The organism is Winogradskyella sp. MH6, from assembly GCF_022810765.1.
Lineage (GTDB): Bacteria > Bacteroidota > Bacteroidia > Flavobacteriales > Flavobacteriaceae > Winogradskyella.
In genome coordinates, this window is sequence record NZ_CP094494.1 from 881,122 (window position 1) to 896,369 (window position 15,248).

Here is a 15,248-nt window from a genome sequence, read left to right on the forward strand (position 1 = left end):
GCATTTTCCGTGAAAACGGAAATCTTTATAAGTTACATATTAAAGATTCTGAAGCAAGTTCAGAATGACAAAGAAGTCAAAACAAATATAATGAAAAAGACCTTTGAAGATTTAATCACTCCAAAGGTCTTTTCTTATTTATTCTGAGATTTCCTCTTTCATGGGAATTTTAGTGATGTAACTCTTCTTCACCTTCTTTCATCGGTACAGTCTGTGGCACAAAATCTTCATCGTGTCCAGGCTTACTGTAATCGTAAGGCCAACGGTGTACATGAGGAATTTCCCCAGGCCAGTTACCATGGATATGCTCTACAGGTGTTGTCCACTCTAATGTATTAGATCTCCAAGGATTTTGAGGTGCTTTCTTACCGTAGAAAATACTACTAAAGAAATTATACAAGAATATTAATTGAGCTAAACCAGCAATTAATGCAAACACAGTAATTACAACTTGTGTATCTGCAGTATCGTCAAATAATGGGAAATTAGAATTGGTGTAATAACGTCTTGGTAAACCAGCCATTCCAATAAAGTGCATTGGGAAGAATACACCATAAGCACAAACTGCTGTTATCCAGAAATGGATATAACCTAAGTTTTTATTCATCATTCTACCAAACATCTTAGGGAACCAATGATATACACCAGCAAATACACCATATAATGCTGAAATACCCATTACTAAGTGGAAGTGAGCTACAACAAAATATGTATCATGTACATTAATATCTAATGCACTATCTCCTAAAATAATACCTGTCAAACCACCTGTAATAAAAGTAGATACTAATCCTATTGAAAACAGCATTGCTGGATTCATTTGAAGGTTACCTTTCCAGAGTGTGGTTATATAATTAAATGCTTTTACCGCAGATGGTATTGCAATTAATAAAGTTGTAAATGTAAATACAGAACCTAAGAATGGATTCATACCAGACACGAACATGTGGTGACCCCAAACTATTGTAGATAAAAATGCAATAGCTAGGATAGAAAGAATCATTGCTCTATATCCAAAAATAGGTTTTCTTGAATTTGTTGCAATAATTTCGGATGTGATACCCAATGCTGGTAATAATACGATATATACTTCAGGGTGTCCTAAGAACCAGAATAAGTGTTCATATAGTACAGGAGAACCTCCTTGATAGTGTAATACTTCACCTTGGATAAATATGTCTGATAAGAAGAATGATGTACCAAAACTTCTATCCATGATTAAAAGTAATGCTGCTGATAAAAGAACTGGGAAAGAAATTACACCAATAACAGCTGTAATGAAAAACGCCCAAATTGTTAACGGCATTCTTGTCATTGACATACCTTTTGTTCTAAGGTTAAGTACGGTTACAATGTAGTTTAATGAACCTAATAATGACGAAGCAATAAATATTGCCATAGACACTAGCCACATCGTCATACCTGTACCAGAACCTGGTTGCGCCATAGGCAATGCACTTAATGGTGGATAAATTGTCCAACCAGCTGCTGCAGGTCCCATCTCTACAAAGAAAGATAACACCATTATAACACAAGATATAAAGAATAACCAATAAGAAATCATGTTAAGGAATCCTGAGGCCATATCTCTTGCACCAATCTGAAGCGGAATTAAAAGGTTACTGAATGTACCACTTAATCCTGCCGTAAGTACAAAGAATACCATTAAAGTACCATGTATGGTTACTAATGCCAAATAGATATCTGCATCCATAACACCTTCTGGCGCCCACTTTCCTAGTAGTGCTTGAAAAACTGCATTTGGTTGTTCTGGCCAAGCAATTTGCATACGTATCATTAGAGACATCAAAATACCTATGATACCCATTATAATTACACCAGTAATTAAATACTGCTTTGCAATCATTTTGTGATCCTGACTAAAGATATATTTAGTCACGAAAGTCTCTTTATGATGATGTACGTCGTGATCGTCGTGATTGTGTGTATCTACTGTTGCTGACATAATCTTTTTTCTGTTTCTTAATTTTTTAATTCAATGATTTAGCAAAAGTGGTTTGCTCGGCCATCCATGCATTATACTCTTCTTCGGTCTCTACAATAATCTTCATCTGCATATTGTAGTGAGATTTACCACAGATTTTATTACAAATTAACAAGTAATCGAACTCATAAGGCTCTAAAGCTTCTTCTCCGTTTGAAGTTAATTCCTTACTTTTTTCTGTTCTGATTTTATTGATGTTTAAAACCTTATCTTTTATGGCCTCTGTTTCACGCATTTCTGCTGTTGTTACCGTTGGCGTAAATCCAAATTGAGTTACCATACCAGGTACACAGTTCATCTGTGCTCTAAAATGAGGCATGTAAGCAGAGTGCAATACGTCTTGAGAACGCATTTTAAATAAAACAGGTCTATTAACTGGTAAATGAAGTTCTGTAACAATAACATCATCTTGTGCATTAAGGTCGCCCTCATCTACACCTAATATATTAGCTCTATCTAAATCTATTAACCTAACGTTTGCTTTACCTAATACATTATCTTGACCACCATATCTTGCTTTCCAGTTAAATTGCTGTGCATAAAGTTCTACAACTAAAGGATCCTCTTGGTCATCAACATTCATAATGTCATTCCAAGTGAATAATCCATAGATGATTAAACCTGCTAAAACTATCACAGGAATACCTGTCCAAATAGCTTCTAAAGTATTGTTATCTGCATAAAACAATGCTTTTCTGCCTTTTTCACCTCTGTATTTAAATGCAAAGTAGTGTAATAAAAATTGTGTTACAGTTTGAACAATAAAGATAACAACCATAGAAATAGCCATAAGACTATCTATGCCAGGACCATGTTCTGAAGCTGAGTTAGACATTAATGGCAAATCACCTAAATACCAAAAACATAGTATCGTAATAATATATATGAAGGCTAAAAAGCCCATCATAAGGTAACCGTTTAATTTATTGTCTTTATCATCAGCAATCTGTGTATTGCTTGCGCCTACTTGAGCTAAGTCAAAAATCTTTATCAATTGCCAAATGGCAACAGCTACAAAGAGTACAATTATAATCGTTAATAAAGTAGTAGTCATTATCGTATGAATTCTTTTTAATATTAATAATGGAAATGTTCACTTTCCTTCATAAACGGATTTCCTTTTGCTAACAATGGTGCCTTTCCTAGTGCTGTAAAAACAATAAATAAGAATAGACCTCCAAATAATAAGATAGATCCTATTTCTGGCATACCTATAAACCATCTATCTACTACTGTTGCTGGCATAATCCAGTTGAAAACATCTAAGTAATGTCCACAAAGTATTACTATTCCTGCCATGATTACAAACCAATTGATACGTTTGTAATCACTATTCATTAATAATAATAGTGGGAAAATAAAGTTCATCGCTAACATTCCGAAGAATGGAAGTTTATAATGTTCTATTCTACTTACAAAATAGGTTACCTCTTCTGGTATGTTTGAATACCAAATCAGCATAAATTGAGAGAACCATAAGTAAGTCCAGAAAATACTAATACCAAACATAAATTTTGCTAAATCATGTATATGGCTATCATTTACAAACTCTAAAAGTCCTTTAGACTTTAAGTAGATCGTTATCATTGCAATTACAGTAATACCACTTACAAACATACTTGCAAAAACATACCAACCAAATAATGTACTAAACCAGTGTGGGTCTACACTCATAATCCAATCCCAAGACATCATAGATTCTGTATAAATATAGAATACTAAGAATGCAGCAGAAATTCTAAAGTTCTTTTTAAAGTTTCTATTATCATTAGCACTGTCTTGAGCTATAGAGAATTTTCTAGAGAAATATCTATAAAGAGACCAACCTCCTAAGAAAATAAGACCTCTAATAAAGAATCCTGTTTTATTTAACCAGCCAGATTTACCAGCTATTAATTTATCGTAGTTTTCATGCCCTACTTCTGTTACACCATCCTTCAACCATACAAATAAGTGGCTATCTGCTACAAAAGCAATTGCCAAAACGATTAAACCACCTGGTAACACGTATGATGTAATACCTTCCATTACTCTAAACAGAACAGGAGACCATCCTGCTTGTGCAGCATACTGTATTGCATAAAAAGCAAGTACACCTAAAGCTATCATAAAGAAAAAGAAAGCTCCAACGTAAAGCGCCGAATACGGTCTATTATGAATTTGATGAAGTGCATGCTCTTCGTGAAGTGTTAATCCTCCGTGAGCTTGGTCTCCATGGTGCTCATCATTATGAGCAGCAACTTCGCCATGACCTGAAGCGTGCTCATCTCCATGACTTTCAGTTGCATGAGTATCTCCATGTCCATGGTGCTCCTCTGCTAATTTCTCTGTGATATTTTCTTCGGTATATCCGTGAGAATCATAGAAACCATAAGCAACACCTATCAAACCGAGTACCATCATAATAATAGCACCCATTCTTAATCGATTTGAAATTTTATATTCCATTTATATAATCTTTATCTAAATCTTATTTTTCTAAATCTGCTTTAAGCTTTTCAACATAAGCAACTACTTGCCAACGCTCATTTTCGTTCAATTGGTTAGCATAAGAACCCATAGTGTTTTTACCATAATAAATAACATGGTAAATACTACCTGTTGTAATAGCTCTACCTGCATCATCATAGCTTGGTACACCTAAAATCTTTTCGCGCTCAACCAATTTTCCTTTTCCGTTTCCTTTAGTTCCGTGGCAAATTCCACAGTAAATATCATAAAGTACTTTTCCTTTATCATAATCTACCTGAGTTGAATCTAATGGACTTGTTAAGGTTGTCTTTGCTAATTCGTACCCTTCGTTTGTGTTTTCAATCTCATAAGGCATAAAACCACCTCTTGGAATTGTACCTTCTGCTGGTAATTGAGCTTCAACTCCATTGGCAAAGGCATCAGACTCCTGATAAGTTTCGTAACCAACAGATTGGTACATGTTTGGCATGTATTGATAGTTTGGTCTAGAGTCTTTTTTACAAGACACAAAACTTACTAATAAACCTAGTACTACGATATATTTCAATGATGTCTTCATATTAATGTGCATCTTCGTCTTTATCTACAATATTAATTTCAACAGCTCCGGTTTCTTGTAATAATGAAGTTAATTCACTTTCATTATTATGAATAGCAATCTCCATTAAGAAATGATCGTCTGTTGTTCTTGGATCTGGATTTTCTGCCTTTTTAAAAGGCCACATTCTACTTCTTAAATAAAATGTAATTACCATTAAATGCGCTGCAAAAAATACCGTTAGCTCAAACATAATAGGTACAAATGCAGGCATATTTTCTAAATAACTAAAACTTGGCTTACCTCCTATGTCTTGTGGCCAATCTTTAATCATAATAAAGTTCATCATTACAATAGCTACTGTTAAACCAACACAGCCATATAAAAATGCTGTTATTGCAATACGTGTTGGTGCTAAGCCCATTGCTTTGTCTAGTCCGTGAACTGGAAATGGTGTATATATCTCTTCGATATGATGTTTCTCTGCCTTGACCTTTTTCACTGCAGACATTAATACATCATCATCTGTATAAATAGCATGAATTACTTTTGAAGCTTCCATATACTATATTAGTTATTTAATAAATTTTTAGCTTGTCCTGCCCAATCATCACGTTCTGCTCTTCCTGGGAAAGAACCTGTGATTGCATCTAACAAGTCGTATTCTGTTTTTGTCATCTTACTTACCTGTAAGAAGGTATAGATACCAATACTGTTAAGTACTTCTTCCATTTTAGGACCAACACCATTGATTTTCTTTAAATCATCGGCAGTTTCATTTGATGCATCAAAAGAACCAATAGTTCCTAAAAGACTATTTACTTTTTCTGAATTATCAACTGATGGTGTCTCTTTTGTAGAAGCCACAAACTCAACTGGATTTGATGTTCTCGCATCTGCACCAGTACCAACTAAGCTATCTCCTCTTTCTCTTATGTTCTTGTAACGCTGACCTGAAGACTTTAAAATCGTCTTAACTTCTGCTTGTGCAATTACTGGGAATGTTCTAGAATACAATAAGAATAATACAAAGAAGAATCCTATTGTTCCTATGAAAATTCCGATATCAACAAATGTTGGAGAGAACATTGTCCAAGATGATGGTAAGTAATCTCTGTGTAATGATGTAACGATGATAACGAAACGCTCAAACCACATACCTATGTTTACAACAATAGATATAAAGAACGAGAACATAATACTTGTTCTAAGTTTCTTAAACCACATAAACTGTGGAGAGAATACGTTACAAGTCATCATTGCCCAATATGCCCACCAGTAAGGTCCTGTTGCTCTGTTTAAGAATGCATATTGTTCGTACTCTACACCAGAGTACCAAGCAATAAATAACTCAGTGATATAAGCCACACCAACGATTGAACCTGTAATCATAATTACAATGTTCATTAACTCGATGTGTTGTACTGTAATATAATCTTCAAGGTTACATACTTTTCTCATAATAATAAGAAGCGTATTTACCATAGCGAATCCTGAGAAAATCGCACCTGCAACGAAGTAAGGTGGGAAAATCGTAGTATGCCAACCTGGAATTACCGATGTTGCGAAGTCAAACGATACAATAGTATGTACAGAAAGTACAAGTGGTGTTGCTAAACCTGCAAGTACCAATGATACCTCCTCAAAACGTTGCCAATCTTTTGCTCTACCAGACCAACCAAAACTAATTAAAGAATAAATCTTCTTTTGGAAAGGTCTAATAGCTCTGTCTCTAAGCATTGCAAAATCTGGTAATAAACCTGTCCACCAGAATACTAATGACACCGATAAATATGTTGAAATCGCGAATACGTCCCAAAGTAATGGTGAGTTAAAGTTTACCCACAATGACCCAAATTGGTTAGGAATTGGTAATACCCAATATGCTAACCATGGACGACCCATGTGAATGATTGGGAATAAACCTGCCTGAACAACCGAGAAGATTGTCATCGCTTCTGCAGAACGGTTAATTGCCATTCTCCATTTTTGACGGAATAATAAAAGTACAGCAGAAATCAGAGTTCCTGCGTGACCAATACCTACCCACCAAACAAAGTTAGTAATATCCCAAGCCCAGTTTACAGTCTTGTTAAGACCCCAAACACCAATACCAGTTGATACGGTATAAATAATACAACCTATTCCCCAAAGGAACGCAACCAAAGAAATACTGAAAACAATCCACCAAGCTTTGTTTGCTTTGCCTTCTACCGGTCTTGCTACATCTACAGTAACATCGTGATACGATTTTTCTCCGGTAACTAAAGGTCTTCTAATAGGTGCTTCGTAATGAGACGCCATAATTATATAATTGATTCTTTAATTTAAATTTATGCTTCTGTTGTGTTACGTACTTTAGTCTGATAAACCACATTTGGTTTTACACCTACGTGCTCTAACAAGTGGTACGCTCTATTATCTTCTTTTAGTTCTGCTATTTTGCTCTCTTTGTCATTAACATCACCAAATACCATTGCACCATTACCACAAGCTGCAGAACATGCTGTTTGGAATTCACCATCATTAACTGGTCTTCCTTCACGTTTAGCATCTAAAATAGTCTTCTGAGTCTTTTGGATACAGAACGAACATTTTTCCATCACACCACGAGAACGTACAGTAACGTCTGGGTTTAATACCATTCTTCCTAAATCGTCATTCATGTAGTAATCAAACTCATCATTTTGAGCGTATAAGAACCAGTTGAAACGACGAACTTTGTAAGGACAGTTGTTAGCACAGTAACGTGTACCAACACATCTGTTGTAAGCCATATGATTTTGACCTTGACGACCATGCGACGTTGCTGCTACAGGACAAACTGTTTCGCAAGGTGCGTGGTTACAGTGCTGACACATTACTGGTTGGAAAGCTACTTGAGGATTATCCGCCGGACTTTCCATTTCACCAAACTCACTTAATGAGCTACTTAAGCCAGAAATGTTTTCTTTCTTTTCATTATCTCCTTCAAAAGTATCTTGAGATGAGTAATATCTATCAATACGCAACCAGTGCATATCTCTACTTCTTCTCATTTCAGACTTACCTACAACAGGTACATTATTTTCTGCGTGACATGCAATAACACATGCTCCACATCCTGTACAAGCATTTAAGTCTATAGATAAGTTAAAGTGATGACCTACTGTACGATCAAACTCATCCCATAAATCTACTTGAGAATCTGTAACTTTTACTGGGTTGTGATCTAATGATACTACAGGAACAGCATTCCAAACATCTTTATTCTTAGTATTGAATATTTCTAAAGAAGTTTCTTTAATAATATCTCCACGACCCATCAAGGTATTGTGTAACTGCACACATGCAAACTCATGCATTCCTGATGCTTTCTCAACTGTTACGTCTTGGGTAGTATTAAAGTTTTGATATAGAGGATAAGCGTTAACACCTGTCTTCATTTCATCTTTAAGCGCAGAAGATGTTCTGCCATATCCTAATGCTAAACCTACAGATCCTTTGGCTTGACCTGGTTGAATTAACACTGGTACTTTCTCAATAGTTACACCATTTACTGTAACTTTTGCGTAGCTACCATTTAATCCACCGTTAGCAACGTTTTCATTAATTAAACCAAGTTGCTCTGCATCGGCTCTAGACACTGTTAAATAGTTATCCCAAGTTGCTCTAGAAATTGGATCTGGAAACTCTTGTAACCATGGGTTATTGGCTTGTTGTCCATCTCCCATACCAGTTTTAGTGTAAAGCGATAATTCCATACCACCAGACTTCGCAGAACTAGCCAATGCTCTTGCCGCATTACCACTAGGTACTTCTACTTCTTCTGTAGCGTCTTCTGTTGATGTTTCAACAGCATCTTCTACTGAAGTACTTGAAACAAAGAAACCATCTTGAACCGCTTTATTAAATGACGCTCCATTTAAAACATCTGCTGTCCAAACTGATTTTAAGTAATCTCTGTATGATGTACTATTTCCATTCCATGCTAAAAGCACTTCTTGAAATTGTTTAGTATCAAATAAAGGGCGAATTGTTGGCTGCATCATTGAGAAATGACCAGATTTCAATTCAAAATCACCCCAAGATTCTAAGTTATGAGGTAATGCCGCGATATAATCGCATTTAGAAGCCGTTTCATCTTGCTTCATAGAGAATGCCACAGATAATTCGGTCTTTTCTAAACCTTCAGCAAAATCTGCTGAATTAGGAAGTGTATACATTGGGTTTACACCATTCATGATAACAGCACCAACTTTGCCGGCTTTCATATCAGCTACAAGTTGCATTACTGCTTTATCACTTCCTTGTCTTGTATTTATTATTGTCTTGGGATCGAATGCTTTACTTTTTAAGTATTCATTAATTTCTAATGCTACGGTTTGTGCATTTACATCTTGAATACCTGTTACAACAACAGCATTACTTCCTGCTTTTGAAATTTCGTTTGCAGCAGATTGAACTGCTTTTGCAACATTTTCTGGTAAATCTACTGACACAGCACCACCAACAACTAAGCTATACAATTTAGCTAAAGCTAATTTTTGTTGACTTGGTGTTAAAGGCACACGCTTATCTGCGTTAGCACCAGTTAATGACATATTAGATTCAAACTGAATGTGGCGAGACATCTTTCCGTGCTCTGGAATACGCTTTTTTGCATAATCAGACTCAAAACCACCACCTTGCCAGTCACCAATAAAATCAGCACCAACAGAAACTATTGTTTTTGCTTTAGAGAAATCGTAGTTTGCCATTCCTCTTTTACCATATTTTGCTTGGTAAGCATCTAAAGTTGCAGATTCTGAAACGGCATCATAAACAACATGCTTAACATTGCCATACTTTTCAGCAAATTCAGACACTAATTTCTTAGTCGATGGACTAGGCATAGTAGACGTTAAGAATACGATTTGTTTATCGTCACTCAGTCCATTTATTTTTGAAGTTGTTTCAGAAATGAATGTGTCCCAAGAAATTTTAGCATCACCTTTCATTGGTGATTTTACTCTAAGATTGTCATATAATCCCAAAACAGAAGCATGAACTCTAGCGTTAGCAATTCCATTGGTTGCTGCATCTGTATTGTTTTCAATCTTAATTGGTCGTCCCTCTCTTGTTTTCACTAAAACACTTGCAAAATCAAATCCATCTGCAATAGTTGTTGCATAGTAGTTAGCAACACCTGGAACAATCTCCGTAGGTTGCACTACATAAGGAATAGATTTAATCACAGGACCTTCACAAGCCGCCAATGAAGCAGCAGCTGTACTAAATCCTACATATTTTAAGAAATCACGACGCGATGTTTTAGAAGACTCTAAAGCTTCTTTATCACCTAAAAATTCATCTGTTGGAATTTCTTCCACAAATTCGTTTTGTTGCAGCGTCTCAACAATAGAGCTGTTTTCGTTTAGCTCTTCAACACTTTTCCAGTATTTCTTGTTTGATGACATATAATTCTGAATTACTTCTTATTAAAAATTAATAATGGCACTTACCACATTCTAAACCACCCATTTGTGCCGCAGTTAACTTATCAACACCATACTTTTTAGACAATTCCTCATGAATCTTAGTATAGTAACCGTTGTCCTTAACTTTTACATCTGTCTCTCTATGACAGTTAATACACCAGCCCATTGTAAGTGGTGCATGTTGAGACATAATCTCCATTTCTTCCACAGGACCATGACATGTTTGACACTCTACACCAGCAACAGATACGTGCTGAGAGTGATTGAAATATGCAAAGTCTGGTAAGTTGTGTATACGAATCCATTTTACAGGTTTAGACTCACCAGTATAACCAGTACCATCCCAACCAACAGCTTCGTATAATTTTTGAATTTCAGCATTGTAATCTACACCATATTCTTGACCTTCTGCCAATGTTGCTGGCGCCACTTCTGAAATAGACTTGTGACAGTTCATACAAACATTTAATGAAGGTATACCTGATGTTTTACTTACTCTAGCTGATGAGTGACAATATTTACAATCGATTCCGTTATCACCAGCATGTATTCTATGCGAATAATGAATTGGCTGTACTGGCTCGTAACCTTGATCTACTCCAACCTGCATAAAATAACCATACACAAAATAAGCACTTGCCAACAGGAAGAAAATAGCCGCTACCAATACTAAGAACTGATTTTCAATAAAGGCTTTCCATAATGGTTTTCTTTGCTCATCCGCAGGAATCTCAATACCCTTTGCTTCTGCAAAACGATTTAATGTACGCTTTACTAAAATTAAAGCCATTGCTAATAACGCAAACAATACCGCTAACGCACCTAGAATTAAATTACTAGATATGCCACCAGAACCTGCCCCACCTTCTTCAGTAGGAGGCGGAACATAACCAGGACAATCTGGCGAAGATTGAGGATTTAACTCACATGGATCTACAGCTGTGTATGCAAGTATATCCGAAATATCTTGATCGCTTAACTGCGGAAAAGCAGTCATTGCCACATTATTCCAATCAGCAAATACTTTATTAGCATACGCATCTCCTGACTTTATTAAGCCAGAACTGTTACGAATCCAAGCACTAATCCATGCTCTATCTAAACCTTGCTCATCAGCTAGTCTTGCCTCAATATTACGAAGCTTAGGACCAGTCATGTCTTTGTCTAACTTATGACAAGCTGCACAATTTGTATTAAATAAAGATTTTCCGTTTGCTGGGTCGCCCTCTTGAGCAGTCAGTGAAGTTGAAAACGTAAGTAATAAAATAAAACCAAGACTAAATATCCTAGAGGTTAAATTACGGTAAATCACCTGTTTCATATTGTTAGTTGAATTATCTTCTAAACTTTGGTACGATTTTTTCAGTAAATATGACAAAAGTCATGTTTCTGAAACTCTGGCAAAAGTAAGATATAAAGTCGATTTTAGAAATCTTAGAGAAGTGTTAATGACTAATTTATATACATTCTAAATAACATTTTTACGGCTATATCGTTGAATAATATAACTTTGCAATTAAACCATTAAATATGAACAAAAAAATAAACTATATCAGCGTTTCAATTTTAACATTATTCCTGTCTTTTACGCTTAGTGCCCAAGAAGGCAAAGTCACTGTAGACCAAGATAGCGATATTGACAAGCTACTAGAATACAAGAAGGATATTAAAACTACTAAGGTGTTTAGGATACAGGTATATCAAAGTGTAGATCCTGATAAAGCTGACCGCGAAAAATCAAACTTTTTAAATACTTATGAAGAATGGCCAGTAGAGATTGTTTGGAACACACCAAACTACAAAGTTTGGGTCGGTAATTTTGCGACAAGACTTGAAGCCGACAGAGCTTTATCAAAAATTAAAAAGAACTATATGAATGCTATAATTTTCCAGCCTAAATTGGATACAAAACAATAACAATAAAAAATTATTAGGACAAAAAAAGGCGACTTGTACAAGTCGCCTTTTTTTTTGAATCTATTTAAAAATTATTTCAATTTCTTTTTAACCTCAACTTCTTGGAATGCTTCTAGGATATCACCTTCATTAATATCATTGTATCCTTTAATTTGCATACCGCAATCGTATCCTTTAGAGACTTCCTTAACATCGTCTTTGAAACGTTTTAAAGATGATAGCTCACCAGTATAAACTACAACTCCATCTCTAATAAGTCTGATACCAGAATTTCTGTATATTTTTCCGTTTGTAACCATACAACCAGCAATAGTACCAATCTTAGAAATCTTAAATGTTTCTCTAATTTCAGCAGTACCAGTAACTTCTTCTTTAAGTTCTGGTGACAACATACCTTCCATTGCATCTTTAAGGTCGTTAATGGCATCGTAAATAATAGAATATGTTCTGATATCTATTTCTTCCTTATCAGCAATTGTTCTTGCATTACCAACAGGGCGCACATTAAATCCAACAATAATAGCATCTGAAGCAGAAGCTAACAATACATCACTTTCTGTAATGGCACCAACTCCTTTATGAATGATATTCACTTGAATTTCTTCAGTAGAAAGTTTTTGGAAAGAGTCTGTTAATGCTTCAACAGAACCATCCACATCACCTTTAAGTATAATATTTAACTCTTGGAAATCACCAAGTGCAATACGTCTACCTATTTCGTCTAGTGTAATATGACGTTGTGTTCTTACAGATTGCTCACGTTGTAATTGTGTACGCTTAGCTGCAATTTGTTTTGCTTCACGCTCATCTTCAAAGACATTAAACTTATCACCTGCTTGTGGCGCACCGTCTAAACCAAGAATTGATACTGGAGTTGACGGACCAGCTTCAACTATGTCATTACCACGTTCATCGTGCATAGCCTTAACCTTTCCACTATTTTTCCCTGCTAATACATAATCACCAACTTTTAAAGTACCTGCCTGAACTAAGATAGTAGATACATAACCTCTACCTTTATCTAAGTATGCTTCAACTACTGTTCCGTTTGCTGGTTTATTTGGATTAGCTTTTAGTTCTAACAATTCAGCTTCTAGAAGCACTTTTTCTAAAAGTTCTTTTACACCTGTACCGAATTTAGCTGAAATATCATGAGATTGAATTTTTCCTCCCCAATCTTCAACCAATAAATTCATATTAGCTAATCCTTCTTTTACTTTATCTGGATTAGCATCTGGCTTATCAATTTTGTTAATCGCAAATACAATTGGCACACCTGCAGCTTGCGCATGCGATATAGCTTCTTTTGTTTGCGGCATTATAGCATCATCAGCAGCAACAACAATAATAGCAATATCTGTAACCTGAGCACCACGAGCACGCATTGCCGTAAAGGCCTCGTGACCTGGTGTGTCTAAGAATGCTATTTTTTGTCCATTATCTAATTGAACTCCATAAGCACCAATGTGCTGTGTAATTCCACCAGACTCGCCAGCAATTACATTTTCTTCACGAATGTAATCTAACAACGATGTTTTACCATGATCTACGTGACCCATTACTGTTACGATTGGCGCACGCGGTTTTAAATCTTTTGGATCATCTTCAACAGTCTCAATAGACTCTTCAATATCTGCTGTTACAAACTCTACCTCGTAACCAAATTCTTCTGCAACAATAGATAATGTTTCTGCATCTAGACGTTGGTTCATGGTTACCATCATACCTAGCGACATACAAGCTGAAATAACCTGAGTTACACCAACATCCATCATAGTAGCAACTTCACTTACGGTTACAAACTCAGTAACTTTAAGTATTTTGCTTTCTGCTGCTTCTGCCTGAAGTTCTTTTTCAGACTGCTCTCTATGTCTATCTCTTTTTTCACGACGGTTTTTAGCACCTCTACCTTTGCTAGATTTTCCTTGAAGTTTTTCTAGAGTTTCTCTTACTTGTTTTTGTACTTCTTCTTCGCTTGGCTCTTCCTTAACTGCTTTTGAACGAGAACCTCTTCCTTTTTGACCACCTCTTCTATTATCAAAGTTTGGTCTTCCACCACCATCATTTCCGCCTTTACTAATTCGACGTCTCTTACGTTTATTATTATCGTTAGAAGATTCTGTTTTTTTCTCTTCTTTTTTCTTTTTAGGCTTATTGAATTGAGAAAGATCAATTTTTTTACCAGTAGTAGTCGGTCCTGATAACTTTTGATATTGCGTTTTTAACTTCTCGTCTGTTCTTGGTTCCGCAGGCTCTTCTTTCTTCTCTACTTTAGGTTCAACCTTTTTAGGTTCTTCTTTCTTTGGTTCTTCTTTTTTAGGCTCTACTTTCTTTGGCGCTTCCTTTTTAGGCTTTTCTTCTTCTACCTTTGGTTTTTCAACCTTAGCAACAGGCTTTTCTTCTTCTTTTTTCTCCTCTATCTTCTCTTCTTTAACCTTAGGCTTTTTATCTAAATCGATTTTACCTATTTGCTTTGGACCACTAAGCTCGGCCTTAGCTTTTACTACAGACTCTTTTGCGGCTTCTTTCTTTTCTTTTTCTTCAATTTCGCGTTCACGCTGCTCACGAAGCTTCTCTTTCTCCTTGAGTTTTGCTTCACTTACTTCTTGAGCTTTTTCACGTTTAGATGCGTCTGTTTGAAATTCATCAGACAACGTGTCATAAACCTCTTGCGAAATTTTTGTATTAGGACTTTTCTCAATTTCGATGCCCTTAGACTCCAAGAAGTCTACTGCACGGTCTAATGAGATATTTAGTTCTCTTAATACTTTATTAATTCTAATTTGAGCCATAAATTGCTGTAATATACTTAAATCTGTTTTATATCAATCTAACTTCTTCTGTTTTTAAAGTTAAA

Annotated in this window: 10 protein-coding genes; 1 reads left to right on the plus strand and 9 read right to left on the minus strand. The window is 35.7% G+C overall.

The features are described 5' to 3' along the window. Positions 1 to 169: 169 nt before the first annotated feature. From MST30_RS04025 to MST30_RS04060, 8 genes are read right to left on the minus strand one after another with little or no spacing between them, the layout of a single operon-like run. On the minus strand, positions 170 to 1,966 hold the full coding sequence (locus MST30_RS04025; RefSeq protein ID WP_243473121.1) for a cytochrome c oxidase subunit I: 1,797 nt from the start codon (positions 1,964 to 1,966) through the stop codon (positions 170 to 172). Between the two features lie 25 nt (positions 1,967 to 1,991). After that, a complete protein-coding gene (locus tag MST30_RS04030) occupies positions 1,992 to 3,059 on the minus strand; it encodes a cytochrome c oxidase subunit II (protein WP_243473122.1) in 1,068 nt (355 codons plus the stop codon). Between the two features lie 23 nt (positions 3,060 to 3,082). Next, on the minus strand, positions 3,083 to 4,453 hold the full coding sequence (locus MST30_RS04035; RefSeq protein WP_243473123.1) for a quinol:cytochrome C oxidoreductase: 1,371 nt from the start codon (positions 4,451 to 4,453) through the stop codon (positions 3,083 to 3,085). A gap of 22 nt (positions 4,454 to 4,475) precedes the next feature. Beyond that, on the minus strand, positions 4,476 to 5,036 hold the full coding sequence (locus MST30_RS04040) for a c-type cytochrome (RefSeq protein WP_243473124.1): 561 nt from the start codon (positions 5,034 to 5,036) through the stop codon (positions 4,476 to 4,478). A 1-nt stretch (position 5,037) separates the two neighbouring features. Then, a complete protein-coding gene (locus MST30_RS04045; protein WP_243473125.1) occupies positions 5,038 to 5,577 on the minus strand; it encodes a DUF3341 domain-containing protein in 540 nt (179 codons plus the stop codon). 8 nt (positions 5,578 to 5,585) lie between these two features. Then, on the minus strand, positions 5,586 to 7,319 hold the full coding sequence (gene nrfD, locus MST30_RS04050; RefSeq protein WP_243473126.1) for a helix-hairpin-helix domain-containing protein: 1,734 nt from the start codon (positions 7,317 to 7,319) through the stop codon (positions 5,586 to 5,588). A gap of 29 nt (positions 7,320 to 7,348) precedes the next feature. Further along, the gene (locus MST30_RS04055) at positions 7,349 to 10,453 is read right to left on the minus strand and encodes a TAT-variant-translocated molybdopterin oxidoreductase (RefSeq protein WP_243473127.1); all 3,105 of its coding nucleotides are present in this window, start codon (positions 10,451 to 10,453) and stop codon (positions 7,349 to 7,351) included. A 28-nt stretch (positions 10,454 to 10,481) separates the two neighbouring features. Next, positions 10,482 to 11,795, minus strand: coding sequence for a cytochrome c3 family protein (locus MST30_RS04060; RefSeq protein ID WP_243473128.1), 1,314 nt, complete (start codon positions 11,793 to 11,795; stop codon positions 10,482 to 10,484). Positions 11,796 to 12,004: 209 nt separating this feature from the next. Here MST30_RS04060 and MST30_RS04065 point away from each other — a divergent pair, with 209 nt between their 5' ends. After that, positions 12,005 to 12,391: an SPOR domain-containing protein gene (locus MST30_RS04065; protein ID WP_243473129.1), complete on the plus strand. Its 387-nt coding sequence runs from the start codon at positions 12,005 to 12,007 to the stop codon at positions 12,389 to 12,391. A gap of 71 nt (positions 12,392 to 12,462) precedes the next feature. Here MST30_RS04065 and infB read toward each other — a convergent pair whose 3' ends face one another. Then, entirely contained in the window at positions 12,463 to 15,183 is a 2,721-nt protein-coding gene (infB, locus tag MST30_RS04070; RefSeq protein ID WP_243473130.1) for a translation initiation factor IF-2, read from the minus strand. Between the last annotated feature and the right edge of the window lie 65 nt (positions 15,184 to 15,248).

Bases quoted from the DNA above. Each gene is read 5' to 3' on its own strand.
- MST30_RS04025 (WP_243473121.1), bottom strand. From the start codon at position 1,966: ATGTCAGCAACAGTAGATACACACAATCACGACGATCACGACGTACAT.
- MST30_RS04030 (WP_243473122.1), bottom strand. From the start codon at position 3,059: ATGACTACTACTTTATTAACGATTATAATTGTACTCTTTGTAGCTGTT.
- MST30_RS04035 (WP_243473123.1), bottom strand. From the start codon at position 4,453: ATGGAATATAAAATTTCAAATCGATTAAGAATGGGTGCTATTATTATG.
- MST30_RS04040 (WP_243473124.1), bottom strand. From the start codon at position 5,036: ATGAAGACATCATTGAAATATATCGTAGTACTAGGTTTATTAGTAAGT.
- MST30_RS04045 (WP_243473125.1), bottom strand. From the start codon at position 5,577: ATGGAAGCTTCAAAAGTAATTCATGCTATTTATACAGATGATGATGTA.
- nrfD (WP_243473126.1), bottom strand. From the start codon at position 7,319: ATGGCGTCTCATTACGAAGCACCTATTAGAAGACCTTTAGTTACCGGA.
- MST30_RS04055 (WP_243473127.1), bottom strand. From the start codon at position 10,453: ATGTCATCAAACAAGAAATACTGGAAAAGTGTTGAAGAGCTAAACGAA.
- MST30_RS04060 (WP_243473128.1), bottom strand. From the start codon at position 11,795: ATGAAACAGGTGATTTACCGTAATTTAACCTCTAGGATATTTAGTCTT.
- MST30_RS04065 (WP_243473129.1), top strand. From the start codon at position 12,005: ATGAACAAAAAAATAAACTATATCAGCGTTTCAATTTTAACATTATTC.
- infB (WP_243473130.1), bottom strand. From the start codon at position 15,183: ATGGCTCAAATTAGAATTAATAAAGTATTAAGAGAACTAAATATCTCA.